31 protein-coding genes and 2 pseudogenes are annotated in these 23,295 nt (G+C 40.4%); 29 read left to right on the top strand and 4 right to left on the bottom strand.

The annotated features are described in order from the left end of the window. Positions 1–88: 88 nt before the first annotated feature. The 10 genes and pseudogenes from JQM82_RS16490 (at position 89) to JQM82_RS05620 (ending at position 4,856) form a co-directional block, all read left to right on the top strand. A pseudogene (locus JQM82_RS16490) lies at positions 89–579 on the top strand (peptide deformylase). Between the two features lie 125 nt (positions 580–704). Further along, complete coding sequence (locus tag JQM82_RS05580; RefSeq protein WP_235249103.1) at positions 705–845, top strand: hypothetical protein; 141 nt, start codon at positions 705–707, stop codon at positions 843–845. A 28-nt stretch (positions 846–873) separates the two neighbouring features. After that, positions 874–1,389 (top strand): N-acetyltransferase, encoded by a 516-nt coding sequence (locus JQM82_RS05585; protein WP_235249063.1) that lies wholly within the window; start codon positions 874–876, stop codon positions 1,387–1,389. Then, positions 1,310–1,744 (top strand): flavodoxin family protein, encoded by a 435-nt coding sequence (locus JQM82_RS05590; protein WP_235249064.1) that lies wholly within the window; start codon positions 1,310–1,312, stop codon positions 1,742–1,744. Before JQM82_RS05585 ends, JQM82_RS05590 begins: the two co-directional genes overlap by 80 nt. 44 nt (positions 1,745–1,788) lie before the next feature. After that, entirely contained in the window at positions 1,789–2,154 is a 366-nt protein-coding gene (locus tag JQM82_RS05595) for an ACT domain-containing protein (RefSeq protein ID WP_055298413.1), read from the top strand. A 52-nt stretch (positions 2,155–2,206) separates the two neighbouring features. After that, positions 2,207–2,521 (top strand): nitrilase-related carbon-nitrogen hydrolase, encoded by a 315-nt coding sequence (locus JQM82_RS05600; protein ID WP_235249065.1) that lies wholly within the window; start codon positions 2,207–2,209, stop codon positions 2,519–2,521. After that, on the top strand, positions 2,511–3,116 hold the full coding sequence (locus JQM82_RS05605) for a YczE/YyaS/YitT family protein (RefSeq protein ID WP_021885137.1): 606 nt from the start codon (positions 2,511–2,513) through the stop codon (positions 3,114–3,116). Before JQM82_RS05600 ends, JQM82_RS05605 begins: the two co-directional genes overlap by 11 nt. Before the next feature lie 44 nt (positions 3,117–3,160). Then, positions 3,161–3,685, top strand: a complete 525-nt coding sequence (locus JQM82_RS05610; RefSeq protein ID WP_235249066.1) for a GNAT family N-acetyltransferase — start codon at positions 3,161–3,163, stop codon at positions 3,683–3,685. Between the two features lie 272 nt (positions 3,686–3,957). Next, the gene (locus JQM82_RS05615) at positions 3,958–4,203 is read left to right on the top strand and encodes a hypothetical protein (protein WP_235249067.1); all 246 of its coding nucleotides are present in this window, start codon (positions 3,958–3,960) and stop codon (positions 4,201–4,203) included. Positions 4,204–4,439: 236 nt separating this feature from the next. Next, positions 4,440–4,856: a YjdF family protein gene (locus JQM82_RS05620; protein ID WP_235249068.1), complete on the top strand. Its 417-nt coding sequence runs from the start codon at positions 4,440–4,442 to the stop codon at positions 4,854–4,856. Positions 4,857–4,882: 26 nt separating this feature from the next. Here JQM82_RS05620 and JQM82_RS05625 read toward each other — a convergent pair whose 3' ends face one another. Further along, entirely contained in the window at positions 4,883–5,320 is a 438-nt protein-coding gene (locus JQM82_RS05625; RefSeq protein WP_235249069.1) for a MerR family transcriptional regulator, read from the bottom strand. 121 nt (positions 5,321–5,441) lie between these two features. On the opposite strand from JQM82_RS05625, the gene JQM82_RS05630 reads away from it, so the two are divergent. Genes JQM82_RS05630 through JQM82_RS05655 form a run of 6 tightly spaced genes read left to right on the top strand, consistent with a single transcriptional unit; the run spans position 5,442 to position 8,943 of the window. Beyond that, positions 5,442–6,440 carry an alpha/beta hydrolase gene (locus JQM82_RS05630; RefSeq protein ID WP_235249070.1) on the top strand — a complete coding sequence of 333 codons (999 nt, stop codon included), beginning with the start codon at positions 5,442–5,444 and terminating at the stop codon, positions 6,438–6,440. A gap of 1 nt (position 6,441) precedes the next feature. Then, the gene (locus JQM82_RS05635; protein ID WP_235249071.1) at positions 6,442–6,984 is read left to right on the top strand and encodes a flavodoxin family protein; all 543 of its coding nucleotides are present in this window, start codon (positions 6,442–6,444) and stop codon (positions 6,982–6,984) included. A 27-nt stretch (positions 6,985–7,011) separates the two neighbouring features. Then, positions 7,012–7,779: a carboxymuconolactone decarboxylase family protein gene (locus JQM82_RS05640; protein ID WP_235249072.1), complete on the top strand. Its 768-nt coding sequence runs from the start codon at positions 7,012–7,014 to the stop codon at positions 7,777–7,779. Positions 7,780–7,797: 18 nt separating this feature from the next. After that, the gene (locus JQM82_RS05645) at positions 7,798–8,127 is read left to right on the top strand and encodes an antibiotic biosynthesis monooxygenase family protein (RefSeq protein WP_235249073.1); all 330 of its coding nucleotides are present in this window, start codon (positions 7,798–7,800) and stop codon (positions 8,125–8,127) included. A gap of 9 nt (positions 8,128–8,136) precedes the next feature. Next, positions 8,137–8,607 carry a flavodoxin gene (locus JQM82_RS05650; RefSeq protein ID WP_235249074.1) on the top strand — a complete coding sequence of 157 codons (471 nt, stop codon included), beginning with the start codon at positions 8,137–8,139 and terminating at the stop codon, positions 8,605–8,607. A 15-nt stretch (positions 8,608–8,622) separates the two neighbouring features. Further along, the gene (locus JQM82_RS05655; protein WP_235249075.1) at positions 8,623–8,943 is read left to right on the top strand and encodes a hypothetical protein; all 321 of its coding nucleotides are present in this window, start codon (positions 8,623–8,625) and stop codon (positions 8,941–8,943) included. On the opposite strand, the gene JQM82_RS05660 is transcribed toward JQM82_RS05655, so the two are convergent. From JQM82_RS05660 to JQM82_RS05670, 3 genes are read right to left on the bottom strand one after another with little or no spacing between them, the layout of a single operon-like run. Next, positions 8,926–9,201 (bottom strand): helix-turn-helix domain-containing protein, encoded by a 276-nt coding sequence (locus tag JQM82_RS05660; protein ID WP_235249077.1) that lies wholly within the window; start codon positions 9,199–9,201, stop codon positions 8,926–8,928. The genes JQM82_RS05655 and JQM82_RS05660 overlap by 18 nt on opposite strands. Then, the gene (locus JQM82_RS05665) at positions 9,198–10,577 is read right to left on the bottom strand and encodes a relaxase/mobilization nuclease domain-containing protein (protein WP_235249078.1); all 1,380 of its coding nucleotides are present in this window, start codon (positions 10,575–10,577) and stop codon (positions 9,198–9,200) included. The genes JQM82_RS05660 and JQM82_RS05665 overlap by 4 nt, the downstream gene beginning before the upstream one ends. After that, positions 10,538–10,867 carry a MobC family plasmid mobilization relaxosome protein gene (locus JQM82_RS05670; protein WP_235249079.1) on the bottom strand — a complete coding sequence of 110 codons (330 nt, stop codon included), beginning with the start codon at positions 10,865–10,867 and terminating at the stop codon, positions 10,538–10,540. The genes JQM82_RS05665 and JQM82_RS05670 overlap by 40 nt, the downstream gene beginning before the upstream one ends. A 500-nt stretch (positions 10,868–11,367) precedes the next feature. Here JQM82_RS05670 and JQM82_RS05675 point away from each other — a divergent pair, with 500 nt between their 5' ends. From JQM82_RS05675 to JQM82_RS05735, 13 genes and pseudogenes are all read left to right on the top strand, one after another. Next, positions 11,368–11,712, top strand: a complete 345-nt coding sequence (locus JQM82_RS05675; RefSeq protein ID WP_235249080.1) for an HIRAN domain-containing protein — start codon at positions 11,368–11,370, stop codon at positions 11,710–11,712. Continuing rightward, positions 11,705–12,136: a single-stranded DNA-binding protein gene (locus JQM82_RS05680; protein WP_235249081.1), complete on the top strand. Its 432-nt coding sequence runs from the start codon at positions 11,705–11,707 to the stop codon at positions 12,134–12,136. Before JQM82_RS05675 ends, JQM82_RS05680 begins: the two co-directional genes overlap by 8 nt. Positions 12,137–12,157: 21 nt before the next feature. Further along, a complete protein-coding gene (locus JQM82_RS05685; RefSeq protein ID WP_235249082.1) occupies positions 12,158–12,409 on the top strand; it encodes a hypothetical protein in 252 nt (83 codons plus the stop codon). A gap of 288 nt (positions 12,410–12,697) precedes the next feature. Continuing rightward, complete coding sequence (locus tag JQM82_RS05690) at positions 12,698–12,910, top strand: helix-turn-helix domain-containing protein (RefSeq protein ID WP_235249084.1); 213 nt, start codon at positions 12,698–12,700, stop codon at positions 12,908–12,910. 48 nt (positions 12,911–12,958) lie between these two features. Continuing rightward, on the top strand, positions 12,959–13,813 hold the full coding sequence (locus JQM82_RS05695) for an HNH endonuclease (RefSeq protein ID WP_235249086.1): 855 nt from the start codon (positions 12,959–12,961) through the stop codon (positions 13,811–13,813). Between the two features lie 10 nt (positions 13,814–13,823). Then, on the top strand, positions 13,824–16,838 hold the full coding sequence (locus JQM82_RS05700) for a DUF3427 domain-containing protein (RefSeq protein WP_235249087.1): 3,015 nt from the start codon (positions 13,824–13,826) through the stop codon (positions 16,836–16,838). Further along, a pseudogene (locus JQM82_RS16495) lies at positions 16,835–17,230 on the top strand ((deoxy)nucleoside triphosphate pyrophosphohydrolase); the annotation flags it as partial. The gene JQM82_RS05700 and the pseudogene JQM82_RS16495, both read left to right, overlap by 4 nt. 248 nt (positions 17,231–17,478) lie before the next feature. Then, positions 17,479–18,066, top strand: coding sequence for a class I SAM-dependent methyltransferase (locus JQM82_RS05710; protein WP_235249088.1), 588 nt, complete (start codon positions 17,479–17,481; stop codon positions 18,064–18,066). Beyond that, positions 18,036–20,549: a DEAD/DEAH box helicase family protein gene (locus JQM82_RS05715; RefSeq protein ID WP_235249089.1), complete on the top strand. Its 2,514-nt coding sequence runs from the start codon at positions 18,036–18,038 to the stop codon at positions 20,547–20,549. The genes JQM82_RS05710 and JQM82_RS05715 overlap by 31 nt, the downstream gene beginning before the upstream one ends. A gap of 55 nt (positions 20,550–20,604) precedes the next feature. Further along, positions 20,605–21,312 carry an SDR family oxidoreductase gene (locus tag JQM82_RS05720; RefSeq protein ID WP_235249090.1) on the top strand — a complete coding sequence of 236 codons (708 nt, stop codon included), beginning with the start codon at positions 20,605–20,607 and terminating at the stop codon, positions 21,310–21,312. A gap of 83 nt (positions 21,313–21,395) precedes the next feature. Beyond that, complete coding sequence (locus JQM82_RS05725) at positions 21,396–22,379, top strand: helix-turn-helix transcriptional regulator (protein ID WP_235249091.1); 984 nt, start codon at positions 21,396–21,398, stop codon at positions 22,377–22,379. A gap of 21 nt (positions 22,380–22,400) precedes the next feature. Next, positions 22,401–22,883, top strand: coding sequence for a type I restriction enzyme HsdR N-terminal domain-containing protein (locus tag JQM82_RS05730; RefSeq protein ID WP_235249092.1), 483 nt, complete (start codon positions 22,401–22,403; stop codon positions 22,881–22,883). Positions 22,884–22,892: 9 nt separating this feature from the next. Then, complete coding sequence (locus tag JQM82_RS05735) at positions 22,893–23,213, top strand: hypothetical protein (protein ID WP_235249094.1); 321 nt, start codon at positions 22,893–22,895, stop codon at positions 23,211–23,213. The last annotated feature ends 82 nt before the right edge of the window (positions 23,214–23,295 follow it).

Here is a 23,295-nt window from a genome sequence, read left to right on the forward strand (position 1 = left end):
CTATGGTAGAAATATAATATTGTTGATATAATCACTATATGGTTCGGAGAGATTGAAAAAGAGATAATATGACATGGAGGAATGATAGATGGTAAAACCGATAATGAAAGATGTGTTCTTTCTGGGACAAAAATCAGAACCTGCTATAAAGTCAGATCTGCAAGTGGGAAAGGATCTACAGGATACTTTACAGGCAAATCGTGCCGGTTGTGTAGGTATGGCTGCAAATATCCGCGAAGGCAAAGTGAGAATGCGTCATGCTGGCATGTAAGCATGCGAGCGCGCCCGCGACTGAGTGCGTAGCACGAAGTGATTGGTGTGAAAAAGAGAGCAATCATTGTAAATATGGGATTTGTAGATGTTGTGATGTTTAATCCGGTACTGCTGAGCAAGGATACTCCATATGAAACAGAAGAAGGATGTCTATCGCTTACCGGTGTGAGGAAAACAACACGATATGAAAATATCGAAGTGGAATATTATGATATGAATTGGAAAAAGCAGCGACAAAAACTCAGTGGATGGCCGGCACAAATTTGTCAGCATGAACTGGATCATCTGGAAGGCATTTTAATTTAAGAATATCAGATGGAATATGACTTCCGCTTCTTCAGGCGGTGAACAAGAAATATATATCAGTGGCGGGTGTCAATCCCCATCTGATATACGCTCCGCGAGGATGCGCAGGGATTCGGATTAGTGTTTTGTCTGCTTTGCAGACCCGAATCGAGGATCTGGTGGATGAGATGCTTGCAATCTTAAGTGACCGGGATGCAATCATCCAGAAAAAAGAAATGGAACATGCCCAGGTTGTGATCAATGAGATTTACAGAAATGGGCTGTAAAAAAGTTTAGTAATTATGGAATAAGAAAATGATTCGAAGATTTGAAACAAGAGATCTAGATGAGATAATGGACTTATGGCTTCATGCAAATATAGAGAGCCATTCTTTTATAGAAGCAGATTACTGGAAAAAGAATTATGATATGGTCAGAAAATTGATTTCTGAAGCAGAAGTGTATGTGGCAGAAGAAAATGAGGAGATTCAAGGCTTTATTGGTTTAACAGATACTTATATAGCCGGGATCTTTGTAAAGGCAAAAGAACAATCAAAAGGAATCGGAACAGAGCTGCTTCGCACCGTTATGAAACTAAAGGATCAATTGAATCTTAACGTGTATAAGAAAAATATGAGAGCGGTAGTGTTCTATCAGCATCGTGGATTTAAAATTGTGAATCAGAAAATAGATGAAAATACATCAGAAGAAGAATATACGATGGAATGGCATCGTCAGGCGGGAGGTAAAAATGAAGACAGTAATTGTTTATGCGTCTGTACATCATGGAAATACAAAGAAACTGGTGGAGAAAATTGCAGAGGAATGTAAGGTTGATCTGATTGATGCCGTGAAGCAGCCAAAGGCAGATTTGTCGGATTATGACCGGATTGGTTTTGCTTCCGGTATATATTTTTCAAAATTTCATCAGACGATCCTAAAGTTTGCTTCTGAAAATCTGCCGGAGAATAAAAAGGTATTTATGATCTGTACTTATGGTGGGAGCGCAGCATATAAATCACTGGAATTTATTTTGAAAGAGAAGAAAACGTACATTATCGGAAAATTTGGCTGTAAAGGATATGACACTTTTGGACCGTTTAAATTGGTGGGTGGTATTGCAAAAGGTCATCCAGATGAAAAAGATCTGAAAGCAGCGGTCTCCTTCGTGGCTGAATTGCAGTGATCAGAACGATAAGAAAATCGGGATTTGTGGAGGAGAGTAATTTGCTGGTATTAAATAAATTAGAGCGGTTGCTAACGGTATGTAAAGTCAAAAACATTGATGATATAGATTTAAGCAAGGAATTCTACTTCATTGGTAAAACAGATGAAGAAATTTCTCTTGTGTGTGAAACAAATGACGTTCCTGAAAACACAATAGAACGTGAAGATGGGTGGCGTGGTTTCCGTATTCAAGGAATTTTGGATTTTTCACTCATTGGCATTCTTTCAAAGTTGTCTGGAATACTTGCAGATAATAAAATTGGAATTTTTGCGGTATCTACATTCAACACAGATTATATTTTAGTGAAAGATGCGGATTTTGAAAAATCATTAGCTGTATTATTAAATGCCGGATATACAGTGATATAGATTTCAGATGCTTTAAACCCAAAGAAAATTATACGAGGAGTGAATTATTAGCATGAAAGTTCAGCATATTGCAATCGAAGGAAAATGTTTCTTTATCAACACTGATATGATTATCAGACGCAGTTCATACCCTTCTGATCTGCAGGAGTATAATATCGTATCTAAACTTCCAGGACTTGTGTGCAGAGGAGGAAGCTGCATTATTGATTCATATGGGCATTATTTGACAAAACCTGTCTGGGATAAAGAAACTATCATTTACGCAGAACTTGATATGAATTTGCCTGCCGCCTGCAAAATGGAGCATGATGCAATCGGACATTATGCCCGTCCGGATGTACTTGAATTAAAAGTCAATGAAAAATAACAATAAAAAAACACTAAAGAAATTGGCAATCCTTGTAATAGGTTCTATAATTGCGGCTTATGGAATTACACTCGCACTGTATGCTGGATTTGGCGGAGCTACGCTTGCGGTGCTGTGGCAGGGGATTGCAAGAACATTTCACATAAGCATTGGCACAGCATCTTTTGTTGTAGCATTGGGAATGATTTTGTTTGCGCTCATTTACGATAAAAGTCAGATTCATATAGGAACTGTGTTGTACCAGATTGTATACAGTACCTGTGTAGATTTGTTTGCTAACTGCCATATTTACAGTACCTATAAGTGGATCAATTTTTTAATTATGTTGTTAGGAGTGGTTTTGTTTGCTGTCGGAACAGGACTATATGCGTCGGCATCCCTTGGTAGAGGCTCCTATGAGGCAGTCACTTTTGCTTTAGCAGAAAAAAATCACTGGCAGATTAAATTTGTCCGAATGGCATTGGATATTTTGGTTGTTGTTACAGGTGTTTTGTTTGGCGGAAAGTTTGGTGTATGCACGCTTATTACAGTTATCATTTCAGGCCCAATTATCCAATTTGTTAATGCGAAAGCAAAACAAGTTTTAAAGATATGATAGTAAAGAAACTTACAACTTAGAAGTTGGAGGGATAGATTTCTATGATTATCAGATATGCAGAAGAGAAAAATTTTATAGAATTGCGACAGTTTTATGACGGTATGTGTAAAGTTTTGAGCGGAAAAGATTTTCTGCCGGAGGGAGATAAAGGTGGTTTCCCTCCAGATGAAATGATCAAAGATGCAATCAAAGAGAGAAATCAGTTTATCGGTATTGAAGATGGTCGAATTGTTGCGGCGTATATTATGAATCATGATCGTGATGAGGCGTATCACGCAGTTAAATGGCTTATTGATGCAAATGATAACGAGACAGTAGTTCTTCATGCCTTGCGTGTCCTTCCGGAATATGGAGGTCGTGGATACTCGAAGCAGTTAGTTCAACACGCAATAGACACAGCAAGGGAAAGAAACCTTAAATCAATTCGTCTTGATTGCATAGAGGGAAATGATATTCCACAGAAAATGTATATGTCGTTTGGATTTAAGTATGTGGATAAGGTTGAAATCACATATGTTGATATTGGAGTACCGAGGAAGTTCCTCTTATATGAGTTTGTACTCTAATCAAGACATAATAACAGTTATATCTTGAACATTGTACAAACAAATTCCCATTTGCCGAATAAATTTGCTGATCAAAAGGGATCATTTCTTACCAGCGCGATCACTCAGAGCGTGACATCAGAAATGGTGTTACGATTCGTTTATTTCGTTATGTGGTGTTCGCTGCGCGATTGACTCAGAAGCTATAAAACGGACACATTCAGCTGAATAATTTGCCTATCAGGAAATTGTTTATAAAGATTTATGACATGCTGCCAGAGGATGGAATATTCGTGAATTATGATCAGTTTTGTGCGGATACACCTGTGATGAATGACTTATTTGATACATATTGGGAGAGTCAGTTGTATTCCAGTGGATTGACTGAACGGGATATCGAATTATGGAAAGAACGAAGAAAATTAGATAAGGAGTGTTCTGTAGAAACAGAAATACAAATGCTGGACAGATGTGGATTTTCAGAAGTCAAGTGCATCTATTCTTATCACAAATTCTCTGTCATTATGGCAGTTAAGTAATTATTATGATAACTACAGATTCCATATTTCAGATCTGAATCTATAGGAAGTTGATTGATTAAAATGTTAATCATGCCATATGGCTTGATTATAAAAGCAAAGATAAAAACGCAATGTGCATTGAAAAAATGTGCTAGAGCTGGTAGGTAGCCCAGCCGTCCTATTTTAATAGGGTAAGTAACCTGCCCCTCCGGGTTGTCCATTCTTTGTTCAACAAATATTTAGGAGGGATTCTTATGGGCAAAGTAAATGGAAAGCTGACAGTATACTTTGAAGAGCCTTTTTGGGTGGGGGTATTCGAACGTATCGAAAAAGGCAGGCTGACTGTAGCAAAGGTGACTTTTGGCGCAGAGCCGAAGGATCACGAAATTCGGGAATATATTCAAAGATACTATTTCAGTTTGAAATTTAGTCCGGCTGTTGATACTGTTGTAAAGGAGACAAAAAGAAATCCCAAACGTATACAGCGTGAAGCGAAAAAACAGATGCAGGAAACAGGCATAGGAACAAAATCGCAGCAGGCGTTGAAGTTACAACAGGAACAAAATAAGCAGGAGCGTAAAGTGAGAAGCCGCGAGAAGAGAGAAGCGGATCAACTGCGAATGTTTGAACAAAAACAGCAAAAGAAACGGGAAAAGCACAAGGGGCATTAGTGTCTCTTGGCTTTTTTCGTTGTTGGTTATTCATGTGAAATATCGTAAAGCTCCTGAATCTCTTCCGGGAGTTTGTCCGGCAGCATGGCATTGATGCCATCTTCATTGCCGTCTTTTATCGCGGTCTCGTAGTACCAGCATTTAAACTTCAGCAGAGCAAGGGTTCTCTCCAGGGCTTTGATCTCGTCTTCCACGGCAGCTTTTCTGGTCTCGAACATCTCTTTTCTCTTCCCATAGCTGGAAGGGCCTTCCATAACCCACTGGAAGAACTGCTTGATATCCTTGATCTCAAGACCGGAGCGTTTGAGGCACTCAATCACGCGGATAGCCTCTAGTTCATCGTCGCTGAAGTAACGGATATTGCCTTTTCTCATAAGATTGGGGAAGAATCCTTCCTTGTCGTAATATCTTAAAGTCGAAATAGGGAGATTGTACATCTCTGAAACCTGACCAATCGTGTACATGATGCACCTTCCTTCAAAAAAGTTCTTGACCTAAAGTTAGGTTTAGGTTGTATGATAAGATCATTATAAGGTATATTCCAGTAATATTCAAGAAAAATGACCGCAAGGAGGATAAAAAATAATGATGAAGACAGAAGAACTTAAGTTAGTTGCTGAATGGGATAAGACATTTCCAAAAAGCGACAAGGTAGATCACAAGAAGGTGACATTCATTAACCGTTACGGAATTACCCTGGCAGCTGATATGTATACACCAAAGAATGCAGAAGGCGAGCTTCCCGCAATCGCAGTTTCCGGACCTTTTGGTGCCGTAAAGGAGCAGTGTTCGGGACTCTATGCACAGACTATGGCCGAGAGGGGATACCTGACCATTGCGTTCGATCCTTCTTTCACAGGTGAGAGCGGCGGCCAGCCAAGATATATGGCATCTCCGGATATCAATACAGAGGATTTCATGGCTGCAGTAGACTTCCTGTCTGTTCAGGACAATGTTGATGCTGAAAAAATCGGTATTATCGGTATCTGTGGATGGGGCGGTATGGCTCTTAATACAGCAGCTCTTGACACCCGAATCAAGGCAACCATTGCATCTACTATGTACGATATGACCAGAGTCAATGCCAACGGATATTTCGATTCAGAAGCCGGCGAGGAGGTACGATTTGCAAAGAAGCAGGCTATGAATGCCCTCAGAACAGAGGAATACAAAAAGGGTGAATACTCAAGAGCCGGCGGATGTCTTCCACTTCCGGTACCGGAAGATGCTCCATTCTTTGTAAAAGATTACAGCGAATACTACAAGGGAAGATGCTACCATGCGAGAAGCCTTAACTCTAATGAAGGCTGGAATAGTCTTGGCTGCCAGTCCTTTATGAATCAGCCTATTCTTACATACAGCAATGAGATCAGAAGTGCCGTATTGATTATGCACGGCGATAAGGCGCACAGCTATTACTTTGGCAAGGATGCTTATGAAGCTATGATCAAGGACAGCAAATATACAGAGAACAAAGAACTTCTTACCATCCCGGGTGCAGTGCATACAGATCTGTATGACAATCTGAAAGTCATTCCATTTGACAAGATGCAGCAGTTCTTAAAGGAAAACGGGGTAGGTTAAGATGGCAAAGAAAGTACTTATTATTTCGACAAGCCTTCGTGGCGGCAGTAATTCCGACATTCTTGCAAAGGAATGTGAAAAGGGAGCAAAAGAGGCCGGACATGAGGTAGAATACATTTCCCTGAAGGGAAAGGACATTAAGTTTTGTATCGGATGTTTGACCTGTCAGACAAAAGGCAGCTGCGTACTTACAGATGATGTGGCAGAGATCATGGAAAAGGTTCTGGCTGCCGAGGTTATCGTCTATGCAACTCCAATCTACTATTATGAGATGAGCGGACAGATGAAGACGCTTCTGGACAGAATGAACCCGATGTATCCGATGGATTATGCTTTCCGCGATATCTATATGATCGCAACTGCCGCAGAGGAAGAGGAAAGCGCATTTGAAAAAGCCTACAACGGTCTTCAAGGCTGGGTGGACTGCTTTGAAAAGGCCAAGCTCAAGGGTCTCGTAACGGGTGGCGGCATCGGTGATGCGAATGACGCTCCGAATCATGAAGAGACCATGAAGAGGGCCTATGAGCTCGGAAAGGCTCTGTAAAAATGAGAAAAATAGGGGATAGATATTATGAAGAAGATAGTACAGACAGCAGGCAGAGCTGCTCTTGGTGAATTCGCACCGGAGTTTGCTCATTATAATGACGATGTTCTCTTTGGAGAGAACTGGAATAATCAGGATATCGATGTAAAGACAAGAAGCATTATCACTGTAGTTGCATTGATGTCCTCAGGCATTACGGATTCTTCTCTGAAGTATCATCTGCAGAATGCGAAAGCCCATGGTGTGACTCAGAAGGAAATCGCAGCAGTGATCACACATGTGGCATTCTATACAGGATGGCCAAAGGGCTGGGCCGTATTCAACCTGGCTAAAGAAGTATGGGAAACAGGCGAAGGTGATCTTCCTTACGAAGACGAAGCTATGAGAGCCCATGCAAAGGAAATGGTATTCCCGATCGGAGCACCAAATGACGGATTTGCACAATATTTTACTGGTAAAAGCTTTCTTGCACCTATATCAACAAGTCAGGTTGGAATCTTTAATGTAACTTTTGAGCCGGGGTGCAGAAATAACTGGCACATTCATCATGCAACAGAGGGCGGCGGACAGGTCCTTGTCTGCGTGGCAGGCCGTGGTTACTATCAGGAATGGGGAAAGGATGCTGTAGAAATGAAACCTGGAGACTGCATCAACATTCCGGTAGGCGTAAAGCACTGGCATGGAGCTGCACCGGATTCCTGGTTCAGCCATCTGGCAATTGAAGTGCCTGGCAAAGATGGCTCCAATGAGTGGCTGGAAGCAGTAGATGATGAGCAATATGGCAAGCTCGATTAATGATAAAGGTGAATTGCAATGGCTATAACTGTAAATATTTATTATAAAGGGACTGGGTCTGCAGCAAAACAATTTGCAAGGGAAATGACAGAAAGCGGAACAGTGGATGCTATCAGGAAAGAAACTGGAAATCTCCGCTATGAATACTTTTCGCCGTTAGATGATGAAGAAACGGTATTGTTGATCGATAGCTGGGAAAATCAGGAAGCGATTGATATGCATCATGCATCTCCAATGATGAATACTATCATGAAATTACGAGAAAAGTATAATCTTCATATGAAGGTTGAGCGTTATGTATCAGAAGATGGCATACCGGATTCGGACAAGAAATTCATAAAGGAATAGGTGACAATTATGGCAAAAACATTAGTAGCATATTTCAGTGCAAGTGGCGTAACAAAGAAGACTGCGGAAAAACTGGCCGCAGCTGCAAAAGCAGATATCTATGAAATCAAGCCTGTAGTTCCATATACCAAGGCTGATCTGAACTGGATGGACAAGAAATCGAGAAGTAGCGTAGAGATGGGAAACAAGTCCTTCAGACCGGAAATTGTGAAAGATGATTTGGACTTATCTCAGTACGATACTATTCTGGTTGGCTTCCCGATTTGGTGGTATGTGGCACCAACCATCATTAATACTTTCCTTGAAAGCTATGATTTTGCCGGAAAGAAGATTGTTCTCTTCGCAACCTCCGGCGGCAGCGGTTTTGGAAACACGGTAAAAGAACTGAAACCTTCCGCTACTGGAGCAGAAATCATGGAAGGAAAGCTTCTGAATCGTGCGACAGATAAAGATATCGATGCCCTGATCAAGATGCTGTAAGGGAGGCGACTCCGGATGAAAAAGTTATGGGCAGTTCTCTTTTGCTTTGTACTTCTCTTTGCTATGACTTCGTGCGGAAACAGTGCTCCGGCTGTAAGCTCAGAGAAGCAGGATGCAGAGAATGAGGGATTTACTTTTGGAGATGGAGAAAAGCCAACAGCCAGACCGGGAAATAATCTCTATGTGGTCAATCGTGATTGGACGATCAGTCATGTGGGATGGACTGGCCATATGGCATTTCAATCAGCGAAGCGTATCGGTGAGCAGGAGCTGATTCGAGTAGATTATGAAAAATATCTTCTGGGAGAAGAGGAGTATTTAATCTCTGGAAGATAATTCTTCCTGCCAGAATTCTATCACTTTAATTTCTTCCGGTGTTGATGGTACGGGGATCGATAAATACGCCGGAGCAATTTCAAGCACGTCAGCAAGCTTGCGAATCAATTCGGGCTTGGGAGTACGGGAATCGTTCTCGTATTGAGAGATCCTGACATCGGCGCTGGCTGCAGGGAAGCCAATCATCTGTCCGAGATATTTCATTGTCATTCCGTGTTTCATACGGAGATATTTGATTCGTGTTCCGATGGTGATCATGATAATATGTCCTCCTGTGTTTTTGGTGATGGCTCTTTCTTCGGAACCTTTATGCCGCCTTCACGGATCATAGCATCAAAATTATGTTCAATTACCTGTAGGGTCTTCTGTTGTTTCAGGAGATCCTGCTTTTCTTTTTTGGCAGAGACAAGTTCTTCTTCCAGTTCCAGCTGTTGTCGCTGCAGCTTTTCGGAAGACGGAAGTTTGTGAATACCAAACTCAGCCAGTTCTTTTAAAGTGACATCATGCAACTGATATTCTGCCTGATGTTGTTTGCGGTAGAGTGCTTTATCCGGAGCATCCTTCTCAGCACGAACCACATCACGACATGCACGATAGACTTCACAGTGCTTCATAATAATCTTCTGATTTTGAATAGCTTTTTGTGTTTGCAGGAGCTGTACATCCGCAGCTTGAATAGAAGCCTCCAGATCAGAAATGTGATTTTGGAATTCTTCATAGTTCAATAGATTGTGCTGTGAAAGATAACAGAAAGTCTTGGCGGCCTCTTTCAGATTATTTTTTCTGGCCCACTGATCAAAACCGGGGTGGTTGCCATCCGCAACATAGGAGGTCATCTGTACAAACATCTTTACTTTGAATGCTGCATTTTGAGGAATGCGAATCTTATGACGATTCTTCTCCAGACGTCTTAGGATGCTGTCCTCTGCATAATAGGATCCCAGAGTTTTGACATTGGTGAAATGCTTCTGATCAGGAGCCCGGAAAGCCAGATATTTTCCCTGCCGGATTTCATATCCTGCTTCTTTCATCTTCATCAGAAATTCATCAAAGGAAACGGACGACCAGATGGCACGATCCACGTTGTATTTGAGTTTTGCTTTCCAGCTGTTTCCTCGTTTGTACTCCATATTTTCTTTATATGATTTTGCTTTCTGTCCGGTGGGCATGGACTCTTCCAGACCATATTCCTGGCAAATGCGATTGCTGAGTTTACAGATCTTGTGATAGTTCCGTTTGTTGGAAACGTATTTGTGGTAATCCACAAAATTTGTTGCGTTAAAAATCAGATGACAATGGACGTGATCCTTATCGACATGAGTAGAGAGCACATACTCATGTTTACCCTTAAGCGTTGCATCAGCAATTTTTGTTGCAACTTCATGAGCGACATTCGGATCTGTGATCTCACCTGGTTTGAAGGAAATGATCATATGCCAGGCAAGGTTGTCTCCCTTCTCCATCACATTATCTTTTCCAAGCTTTGCAGTCATAGCAAATGTCAGATCGGCAGTTTCCGGTGAACAACCGTAGGAAGAAACCAGATTCTGATCATCGGTTTTATCCGGATTCGTGATGTAATCGACGGCTTTCTTTACTGTAGATTTGATGCCGAAGATCTTAATATATGCCATATCTCTTTTATCATCCCCTTCAATTCTTTTATTTCTTCCGGTGTCACAGCACCAGTGGAATTGGCAAGCCTTGCCAGCTGGTTCACGTTCACACCAATCTTGTGCATCTCATAAAATTGTTTCTCAAGGTAAGTTGTATCTGTGTTTACGATGATTCCATCAATAGCCATCTTGCGAAGATAAGCTCCCATATTTGCTGTCCTGGACAGAATCATTTTCTTTCGAATCATCTTTTTCTCTTCAGCGGTTACAAAAAACTGAATTGGGATATCTCTGGTTCTGTTAGTCATGTAAATCTCCTTTCTGAGGGATAGAGCTTTCACCTCGATTACGCTGCGCTTCATCTCGGTCACGGCTGTCACCGTATGAAGCCATCCTGAATTGTACAGTTGTAGGCAAGCTTCCAATGTACAATTCAGGCTGCCTTCGCAAAGCTCGTAGCTTACGTGAAGATTGGGTAGGGTTCCGGTCTTGTGGCGAATGCTCGGAAGTGGAATGTCATGACACTTCCTGTCCTTGCTATTCTCTATCCCTCAACTACTAAATACAAAAATGTCTGGATAGGGTAAATTCAGGAACAAAACCTTCTCGGAGACCGGTTGGTTGTCAGGATTTTTGCACAGCTATTTGTTGTAAACTGGTAACATCAAAAACGGAATCAAGGAGGACTGGCAAGATGAAAGGTTACCACACAAGCAACGGATACATGGGATACGTAGATGGCAAGTACATTTTATTTGCCAGCGATAAAGAATATTTTGAATTCATGGAAGACTAAGGAGGAAGTGCAATGAGTAAGATTTATTTCACACTGACAGGAACCAAGTATTATCACGGAAACGAATTCCTGGAGCCGGGAATGAAACTGAAACTTAAGAAGGAACCGGATAACAAGTTCGATAAAGAGGCCATCGTTGTAAAGAAGGAAGGACTTGGCGAAATCGGACATGTGGCGAATAGCGCACACACCGTCATTGGTGAGAGCATGAGTGCCGGACGCATCTATGACAAGATCGGCGATACTGCAAAGGCCAAGGTTGTCCTGGTAACACCACATGGAACGATCTGCAGCCTCAGCAAGAAGAGTCTGATTGATAACAAACATAAGAAGACGGAGGAAGCAGTCGATGAATAAAGTCATCCTGATGGGACGATTGACCAGAGATCCGGAAGTAAGGTATGGAACCGGAGAGAATTCTACTGCAGTTGCAAGATATACTATCGCAGTTGATCGCAGATTCAAAAGAGATGGCGAGCAGAATGCAGACTTTATTGGCTGTGTTGCCTTCGGGCGTAACGCAGAATTTGCAGAGAAATATCTGCGTCAGGGAACAAAGATCGTATTAACCGGAAGAATTCAGACCGGCAGTTACACGAATCGTGATGGCCAGAAAGTTTATACAACGGACATCGTTGTAGAAGAGCAGGAGTTTGCGGAAAGCAAAGCAGCAGGTAATGGCGGTCAGAATAATTACAGCAGACCATCAGCAGCAACCTCGGATGCAGATGGATTCATGAACATTCCAGATGGCATCGATGATGAATTGCCATTTTCATAAAGAGATTTGGGAGGATAAATTATGTTTGGATTTGATAAGATGTTTGATTTTAACCATGATGGACGCTTGAATGCATTCGAGAGAGCTGCACAGTTTCAGTTTATGGATAATATGATGAAGAGCGGAGAATCTGATTTGTTCGATGATGATGACGAGCAAGATATCTTTGCTGAAGCAGGGCTTGATTACGATGAGTTAGAGTTTATGGATCCGGAAGAAAGAAGAGAAGTATTGGAAGACGCAGGACTGGATCCGGATGAGTTTGATTTTTAGAAAAGAATATTAGTAATGTGAATAGCTGAGGCTGGCAAAATAGTCTCGGCTATTATGTTTTCCTGAAGTGGATAAAACTGAACAGGTGTTTATTGTTCATTGCGGGGTGCGAGTGTATCATTGTGGGCGTGCAGATAAATGTTTGACAATAATAGAAAACTGTAGAAAATAACAAGATAGTTTTGAAAAATCGAAAGTTGCTTATGACAGAAATTCATGTGTGGGTTATAATGATAACAGAGTTATTTTGTTCCGTTTATAGTTTAAATCACGACATGAGGTATTAATATGAAGGTTTCATACAATGGTCTCTGGAAACTTTTGATTGATCATGAAATGAAAAAGATGGATTTGGTTGAAGAATTGGGAATCAGTACTAGTACGCTTGCAAAGATGAGCAGAGGAGAACCTGTTTCTATGCAGATACTGGCAAAAATCTGTGACAAACTGAATTGCGATTTTGGTGATTTGGTTTCTTATCAGACAACTGCGAAAAGGTAAGAAGAGTTGATTTTGGAATAAGACTTTGCATAGAAGGGAGCGACTAAAATGATTAAAACTATTTCAGATGAATATGTGTATAAAAAAGAAGTTGATTGGTCGCTCTTTAATTATGGTTTTGCAATACCGATTGAGCATCAAGTGGTATTCAGCCAAGTTGCTGGACGTTTTATCCAGCGAGGTGAATCCAAGGATGTAAATCTTTATCTGAATGGTAAGTCCTATAAAGCGAAGTTGAATAACAATCGAATTGATAAAAAATTTGGTCAGCATGCAGATATTGTTCAGATTCGATATACACAGAACAGTGATTTAGCACAAGTGCTTCGTGGTTGTTTTCAGAGAAGCTATGCATATATAAGCAAAATGAAGCAATTGCAAGAAAAAGGATCAAAAAAACATATTCCTCTTCCAGATAATTATAAGGAATATCTGGCAGTTTATACTACCGAGTATGATGATACTTATGCATTAGAGACAATATGTTCTCTTGATATGGAAGTTTTACGTGACACTATTTGTGAAAGGTCAGAGCGGATTATGGAAGCTCAGTTTAATTTCGATGTCAAAGATGATACTGCCGGTTTTAAAGGAAAAGAGCAGATTGTTAAAATTCGAAAGCTAAATAAGAAAATTGGAGATAATTTGAAGCGGCTCTACGGATACAGATGTCAAATCTGTGGACGTCGTATCGGTGAGGAATATGGCTCTCATGTGGTAGAGGCACATCACATAGATTACTTTGTGAAAAGTCTGAACAACGATGCAAGTAATCAGATTATTGTGTGTCCTAATCATCACAGTATTATTCATGATGTGGATCCGGTGTTTGATAGAGGAAGATTATTATACATTTATTCAAACGGATTTGAGGAGAAACTGGTGTTGAATCAACATCTGTAGGAGGCATTCTATGAATCAGGAAATATATGAGAACCTCAGGATGGGTTTGGAGACTGCATATATTGATAGCGGGATTTCTTCAAATCTTGCTTTTAAACCACAATTTGTCTCAAATAATTATCAGGAAGGAAAAAAGGTAATATCCTCAATCGAGGATGAACTTTTGTCTTGCGATAAGTTTCAGATTAGTGTGGCATTTATTACGATGAACGGCATTACCCCGCTTTTGCAGACTTTAAAGGAACTGGAGGAGAGAAATATCCCCGGGGAAATACTGACGACAAATTATCTTTCCTTTAGTGAGCCCAGAGCGTTAAAGAAGCTTCATGAACTTAAAAATATACAGATAAAAATGTACGATGTAGAAGATTCCCATGAAGGTTTTCATACAAAGGGATACATTTTCAAAAAAAGAGAAATATATCGAATCATTATTGGCAGTTCCAATATTACAAGTGCAGCACTCACAATCAACAAAGAGTGGAATACAAAAATCGTATCGGCAGAACAGGGAGAGATAGCGGAGCAGATTTTGGCAGAATTCAATCAGCTTTGGAATTCCCAATATGCCTTGGACTATGAGGATTTTATTGAGAATTATGCCCAGCAGTATGAAATCGTAAAGCATCAAAGAGATGTTGCCAAAGACGAAGGAATTACTTCTCTTGAAAAATATAAACTTCAGCCCAATTCGATGCAGGTGGGGTTTATTACTAACTTGAAAAAAATTCTGGCATTAGGTGAGAAACGTGCACTTTTAATCTCAGCGACAGGTACCGGAAAAACCTATGCGTCTGCATTTGCCATGCGTGAACTGGGATTTAAGAGAGTCTTATTTTTGGTACATAGAAACCAGCTGGCAAAACAGGCGAAACGATCTTACGAAAAAGTATTTCATAAGCAAGTCACTATGGGTATCGTAGGTGCGGGAAATCATGATTACGATGCAGATTATGTGTTTGCGACCAGAGATACTTTATGGAGAGAAGAACATCTGCACCACTATAAGCCAACAGATTTTGATTGTATTATTTTAGATGAAGCACATCATTCTGCTGCAGATACTTACCAGCGAATCATGAACTACTTTACACCAAAGCTGTGGCTTGGTATGACTGCGACTCCGGATAAGCGAGATGACAATATAGAGGGACGAAATATTTATGAAATCTTTCATTATCAGATTGCATATGAGATTCGTCTTCAGCAGGCTATGGAAGAGAATATGTTGTGTCCATTTCACTACTTTGGTATCAGTGATTTATCCATGATTGGTGATGGGAAAGGCAGGAATAAGACAATTACAACAGAAGATTTCAATCTTCTTACCAGTGATGAACGAGTAAAACATATCATAGAGCAGGCAAACTATTTTGGGTACAGTGGGGATCGCGTAAAAGGATTGATTTTTTGCAGTCGTATTGCAGAATCAAGAGAATTGTCGGACAAATTCAATAAGATGATTAATCCAGATACTGGGAGGTATTTCAGAACTATTGCCTTAAATGGAGATACCGATGAAAATGAACGAGCAGAAGCATTTGAGCGGTTGGCGATGGATGAAGCGGATGCTACAGATGATCTTCAGCCTTTGGATTATATTTTTTCTGTTGAGATTTTGAATGAGGGTGTGGATATTATCGAGGTGAATCAGGTGATTATGCTCCGACCAACCCAGTCTCCAATCGTCTTTATACAGCAGCTCGGCCGTGGGCTTCGTAAGGCGGATGGGAAAGAGTTCGTTGTGATTTTAGATTTTATTGGCAATTACGAGAAGAACTTTATGATTCCGATTGCTCTGTCTGGTGACCGTACATATAATCCGGATACAATTCGAAAGTACGTGATTAGTGGGAATAGTACGATACCAGGAGCGTCTACGGTTCATTTTGATGCAGTCGCAAAGGAAAAAATCTTCCGATCCATTGATAAGATTCGTGGAATGAAAGCAATCATTAAAGATAGTTATACATCATTAAAAAACAGATTAGGACGAGTTCCATATCTCATGGATTTTTACGAAAATGGTGAGATTGATCCCCTGGTAATTATCAGAGAGTATAAAACTTATCAGGATTTTTTAGTTTCGGCTGAAAAGGAATGCTATAGGGAAAAGATTACGGATAAGGAGAAATTAACGTTAGAGTATTTATCCAAAACGGTTCTCAGTGGGGTTAGACCATATGAATTAGAGATATTAAAACGCTTATTTAAGTCAGATCGAATTTCAATAGCAGAATTAACTGATGAATTAAAAAATGTCTATTTTCATTCTTTTGATGAAGCATCCCTTGAAAATGCGATTCAAGTATTAGAGGGACGTTTTGTAAGCAAAGAAGCTGAGTATCAAAAATACAAGAAAATAGATATTATTGGTAACCATGACGCAAAGTTTATCCGTAGAATGGAGAGTTATGCGAAAAGACTCCAACACAGGGAGTTTTATAAGCAGATAGATGATCTGATTTCTGTTGGACTTAGGAGATATCAGGATAAATTTGCTGAAAATCAGGCTGCAGATAGTCCTTTTGTACTTTATGAAAAGTATTCCAGAAGAGATGTAAGTTTGCTGATGAACTGTGGGCGGGATCTTTCATCCATCATGTATGGAATGAAACGGATTGGAGATGATGTTTTCATTTTCATTACTTATCATAAGGTGGGCGCAGAGAGTGAAGAGTTACAGTATGCAGAAGGTAAACCGGATTATGCGGATGCATTTACAGATAGTATGATCTTTCGATGGGATTCTCAGATTGGTAAGGGGCCGGAAAGCAGCTATATGAAAGATGTTATGGGAGCGAAGAGGAAACATTTAATGGTCAAGAAAAGTGATGCGGAAACAAGCTTTTACTATATGGGAACTTGTGACATCCTATCAGCAGTAGGTAATAAAAAGATGGATAACAACGGAAAGATGAAGGACATTACGAAGGTTACCATGAAAATGCATCAACCAGTCAGAGAAGATCTGCTGAAATATTTGGAAAGCAATCTGCTAGATGAGGAGGACAAAGCTGTATGAAAACCATAAGAGTTGTTGCAGCAGTTATTTGCGATAGTTTTGAGACCAAATCAAAGATATTTGCTACGGCCAGAGGATATGGAGAACTGAAAGGCGGTTGGGAATTTCCCGGCGGCAAAGTGGAGCCAGGAGAAACACCGCAACAGGCGCTGAAACGAGAAATTTTGGAAGAGCTTAACACCGAAATCGAAGTTGGTGAGTTGATTGATACTATTGAATATGATTATCCGACTTTTCATCTCTCTATGGATTGCTTCTGGGCGAAAGTTAGTGCAGGGGAGTTGGAACTCAAAGAAGCGGAAGCTGCGAAATGGCTGACAAAAGTTGAATTAGATAGTGTAGCGTGGTTACCGGCTGATATTACGCTGATTGGGAAGATTAAAGAGTGTATGATTTATACTGTGAAAAGAATCGATGAAGACCTGGACTTCGGATGTGAAGAACGAGCTGAGGGAGCACCTGTCATGGCGGTGGTCACACTTATGAATTCTTCAGGTGAAGAGTTAATAGTAAAGTCAGAAGATGCCATGCTCTATGAGCGTAAGATCAACGAAGGTGATAAGGTCTACTTTGACGAAGAGAATAAATTAGAAAAAATTTAAGAGCGGATAGTTATTACTGCTTGAAAGGAAGTATGAAAATGGACCAGACAATTGATTACTACAACCTTAATGCAGAAAGTTTCATAGAGAATACACAGAATGTTGATATGCATCTGGCCCAAGATCGATTCCTGCAATTATTGAATGAAAACGCATTGATTCTAGATTTCGGCTGTGGATCAGGTCGTGATACCAAGCTTTTTCTGGAGAAGGGATACCATGTAACAGCAACGGACGGATCAGCAGAAATTTGTCGTTTAGCGAGTGAATTTACGGGAATCGAAGTGAAACATCTGCTTTTCCAGGAACTGGATGAGGTCAATTCCTATGATGGTATATGGGCCTGTTCATCCATCCTGCATTTACCCAAAAACGAATTATTATCGGTTATACGAAAGATGTGTGTGGCATTAAAGGAATCTGGAATTATTTATACATCCTTTAAATATGGTGATTTTGAAGGGGAACGCAACGGTCGACACTTTACAGATTTTACAGAAGATAGTTTTCAGGATTTTATTAAGGAAGTACCGGAAATAATGATTGTTGAAAAATGGATTACCAGTGACGTCAGACCGGGAAGGGGAGAGGAAAAATGGCTCAATCTGATACTGCAGAAAATCTGAGGAATACATCAGAGACGGAGAGGATAATGCAGGAAATCTGGTCCACGGATGTAATGACGGGTGGAAGTGATCGTAGGATGCAGCTGTACTATCAGCTGATTCAAAGCTTAAAAAAGGCAGACAGCGTTGATATCATTGTATCTTTTTTGATGGAATCCGGTGTGAAGATGCTTCTTGAGGAGTTGGATAATGCCTTAAAAAGAGGTGCCAAAATCAGAATCCTTACCGGTAATTATTTAGGAATTACACAACCGTCTGCCCTATATCTTCTCAAGAAAAAACTCGGTTCCAGAGTCGATATGCGTTTCTATAATGAGAAGGATAGATCTTTTCATCCGAAGTCATATATTTTTCATTATAGAGGATATAACGATATCTACATTGGTTCATCAAATATTTCCAGAAGTGCACTGACTTCCGGTATTGAGTGGAATTATCGTTTTAGCAGCGTTTCTGATCCGAAGAATTACGAGAAATTTTATCATGCCTTTGAGGACTTGTTCGAACATCATTCAATTATCATTGATAATGAGGAATTAAAACGATATTCACAAAACTGGCATCGCCCGGCGGTGGCAAGAGATTTGGAACGGTATGATTATTCTCATCAGAACGAGGAAAATGAGTCAGAAGATACAAAGGTTCGATTACTGTACGAGCCTCGAGGTGCCCAAATTGAAGCTCTTTGTGCTTTAGAGGATACCAGAGCAGAAGGTGCAAAACGGGCATTGGTGCAGGCTGCAACCGGTGTGGGCAAGACATATTTGGCGGCATTTGATTCGAAAAGTTATGAACGGGTTTTATTTGTTGCTCATAGGGAAGAAATTCTGAAACAAGCTGCCGCTTCATTTCGAAATGTCAGGAATTCAGAGGATTATGGTTTTTTTACAGGAGAAGAAAAGAGTACAGATAAGTCTGTTATTTTTGCTTCTGTAGCAACATTAGGAAGAAGTGAGTATCTTTCAGAAAAGTATTTTGCTCCGGACTATTTTCAATATTTGGTGATTGATGAGTTTCACCACGCAGTAAATGAGCAGTATCAAAGAATCGTTAAGTATTTCAAGCCGCAGTTTTTACTTGGTCTGACTGCCACACCGGAGCGTATGGATGGCAGAAATATCTATGAACTCTGTGATTATAATGTTCCTTATGAAATCTCATTGAAAGATGCCATTAATAAAGGAATGCTGGTGCCGTTTCATTATTATGGTATTTATGATGATACGGACTATTCGGGTCTGCATTTGATCAGGGGCCGATATGATGAAAAGGAACTGAACGAAACATATATAGGAAATGTACATCGTCATGACTTGATATACAAGTATTATTGCAAATATGGATCGAAAAAAGCTTTGGGATTTTGCTGCTCCAGAGCACATGCGGAGGAAATGGCAAAAGAATTCTGTGAAAGAGGGATTCCTTCCGTAGCTGTTTACAGTAATGCAAATGGGACATATTCCGAAGAAAGAGGAAAAGCGATTGAAAAACTGAAAAGTGGAGAAATCAGAGTGATTTTCTCTGTGGATATGTTTAACGAAGGAGTAGATATTACATCGGTAGACATGGTTATGTTTCTACGTCCGACGGAATCTCCAATTGTGTTTTTACAACAGCTTGGTCGTGGACTTCGACGCAGCAAAGGAAAGGAATACCTTAACGTACTGGATTTTATCGGCAACTACGAAAAGGCAGGGCGTGTGAGATTCTTATTGACAGGAAGAACACTGGGAAAAAATGAATACTATAATCCGGCGGATCGATCTGCGTTCCCAGATGATTGTTTGATTGATTTTGATATGAAACTGATCGATCTTTTTTCGGAGATGGATAAAAAACATCTAAAGGTAAGAGATCAGATTAGAAATGAGTACTATCGCGTAAAGGAATTCCTTGGGAGAATTCCATCCAGAATGGATTTGTTTACATATATGGATGATGATATTTATCGTGTGGCGATTACTCATTCGAAGGATAATCCTTTTAAGCGGTATCTGGATTTCCGGAAAGAATTGGGAGAACTTTCGGAAGGGGAGAATATTCTTTATCGTGGAATTGGAAGAGAGTTTATCAATCTAATTGAAAATACAAATATGTCAAAGGTATATAAGATGCCTGTTTTGATGGCATTTTATAATCACGGAAATATTCGTAGCCAGGTTTCTGAGGAGGACTTGTTGGATAGCTGGAAAGAATTCTTTTCTACAGGTACCAATTGGAAGGATTTGGATACAGGTATTACTTACGAAAAGTACTGTAGTATTTCAGATAAGGAGCATATCAAAAAGATACTTCAGATGCCCGTACATTTTCTACAAGAGTCAGGAAAAGGTTTCTTTGTAAAGAAAGAAGGAACGGCATTGGCACTTAAGGAGGATTTGACAGATGTTATTCTTCAGCCTGCTTTCGGGGAGCAGATGAAGGATGTGATAGAATACCGGGCAATGGATTATTATCGCAGGAGGTATGAAGAAAAACGATAATATTGTGAGGACCCGATGAGAAATTCAAAAAAATAAAGAATAAAGCAGGTGAAATATGTTGTATAAAGATAAGATAGTCGTTATTACAGGAGGAGCACATGGTATCGGAAAAGCTACAAAAGAAGCCTTTGAAGCAGAAGGGGCGATCGTAGAAGTAATCGATATTGTTGATGGAGAGCACTATGTTGGCGATATCAGTAAGAAGAAAACGCTTGAATCATTTGCCGGGTATGTTATAGATAAGCATGGCCAAGTAGATTATCTGATTAATAATGCATTACCTATTATGCGCGGAATAGAGCAGTGTTCCTATGAAGAGTTTGAATACGCTATGGCAGTGGGAGTGACAGCACCGTTCTATCTGTCAAAGCTTTTTTATGAGCATTTTGCAGATGGAGCTTGTATTATTAATATGTCATCTTCCAGGGATAGAATGAGCCAGCCACAGACAGAAAGTTACACCGCGGCGAAAGGTGGAATAGCAGCATTAACGCATGCACTTGCGGTAAGCCTTGCCGGGAAAGTCAGAGTAAATTCCATTTCCCCTGGATGGATTGAAACCGGTGACATAGTCTATGAAGGTCCGGATGCTGCCCAACAGCTTGTAGGAAGAGTAGGTAATCCAACAGACATTACAAATATGATTTTGTTCTTGTGTTCCAATAAGGCAGGATTCATTACTGGAGAGAATATTTGCATAGATGGTGGTATGACGAAACAAATGATATACCATGATGAGCATGGTTGGAAATATGAAGGATGAATTATTGTTTTATCAGAGAATCTTAAAGTTTGATAAAACATTTGCCCTTATTCATGATAAAAATGGTTTTGAGGTGATATACCATGGCTTCCTTTGACCAGAAGCTCCGTACACTGCGCTTGATGGAAATCCTTCTGGAACGTACCGATGATGCGCATATGCTGAACGCATCGGAATTATGCACGATTCTAGAGCAGGAATATGGCATCAGTACGGATCGAAGAACTATATATACAGAGATGGAGATCCTTGATAAATTCGGACTGGATATCCAGCAGAAGAAAGGAAAGAATCCTGGCTATTATATTGGTGCCAGAGATTTTGAACTGCCGGAGTTAAAGCTCTTGGTAGATGCTGTGCAGTCATCCAAGTTTATCACGGAGAAGAAATCCAAGGAACTGATAACGAAATTAGAGAAGCTCAGCTGTAGGACGGATGCTGCAATGCTTTCCAAATATGTTTTCATCGTAAACCGTCCGAAGACGGAGAATGAAACTGTTTATTACAATGTGGACTACATTCATACTGCAATTTACGAGAATAAGGAAATTAAGTTCCATTATGCAGAGTGGACTGTTAAGAATGAACTGAAACTGAAGAAAGACGGTGCATTCTACGTTGTCAGCCCTTGGGCACTGACCTGGGATGATGAGAATTATTATCTGGTAGCTTATGATGCAGCGGCTGGAATTATCAAGCATTATCGTGTAGATAAGATGCAGAATACAGAGATCCTGGAAACAGATCGTAAGGGTGAGGAATCCTTCAAGAACTTTGATCTGGCTGCATTCGCTAAGAAGACCTTTGGAATGTACGGCGGTGTAGATGCGGAAGTCACGCTGGAATGCAAGAATGAACTGGCCGGTGCTATAATCGATCGTTTTGGACATGATGTATGGTTGATTCCGCAGGGAGAAGATCATTTCAAAACCAGAGTACTGGTATCGGTAAGTCCGCAGTTTTTCGGATGGGTTACAGGCATTGGATCCGGGATGAAGATTACCGGTCCGGAGAATGTGAAGGCTGAATATAAGGCATATCTGCAGGAGGTTCTTGAAAATTATTAACTATTTGGTAGGTGAAGTAGAATGAATATTGGGCGTATTACTGCTCGATACAAAAACATAGTGCTTGAGAACAAGATTTTTGATCCGATTCGCAACAAATATGTGAAGCTCACACCTGAGGAAGCAGTTCGTCAGAAAATAATAAAATTTCTGATGAAAAGGCTGCAGGTTCCGCAGGACAAGATTCTTGTTGAAAGAGCCTTGGGAACATTAGGGCTGCTTGTAGCTGAAGACAAGAAGAAACAGCGTATTGACATCGGAATTCTTGATGAAGAAGGATTACTGATGGCTGTTGTTGAATGTAAAGCAAGTCTTCTTTCTAATACGGAAGCAGCATTTACGCAGGCGCAGAATTACCTGCTGAGTCTGAATACACGCTATTATTTCGTGACTGATGGAAGCACTTTTGATGGATATTATTTTGATACGAATCAGTTTGTGAAATTGGAAGAGATTCCGACATATAACAATTGGTATTATTATCCGATTGCAAAGGATGAGTAGGTGACTGTGATGGTTGAAATATCAAAACGTGATTGGAAATTGTTCCGTGAGAAACTTCCTGGTTGGCAGGAAAGTTATATGGAACGTTTATGCAAGGAATATGTAGAGCTGCTGACCTGTGATAAGAAGGGGGCTGAACGATTCTGGGCACTGGAAGAGCGTATCAAAAAAGATCGCAAAGCTCCTGGCGTTATTTTATCTGTCAGCAAATCAGATATGCTGATCGATCTCGTTCGGTTGGTTCAGGATGAGGTGATTGGTCTTGAGGATCTGTCTGATTTTAGTGAAGACGTGCAGGAGAGAGTGAAATTCATGGTGCAGCGCTGGTAATGTGAATGTGGTAAAATATGCATTTTCGGGTCTTCATATAACCTGGAAATGCATTTCTTTGATGACTAAAAGGTAAGGTTGA

This window comes from Faecalicatena contorta (assembly GCF_021531995.1).
GTDB classification, from domain to species: domain Bacteria; phylum Bacillota; class Clostridia; order Lachnospirales; family Lachnospiraceae; genus Dorea_A; species Dorea_A contorta_A.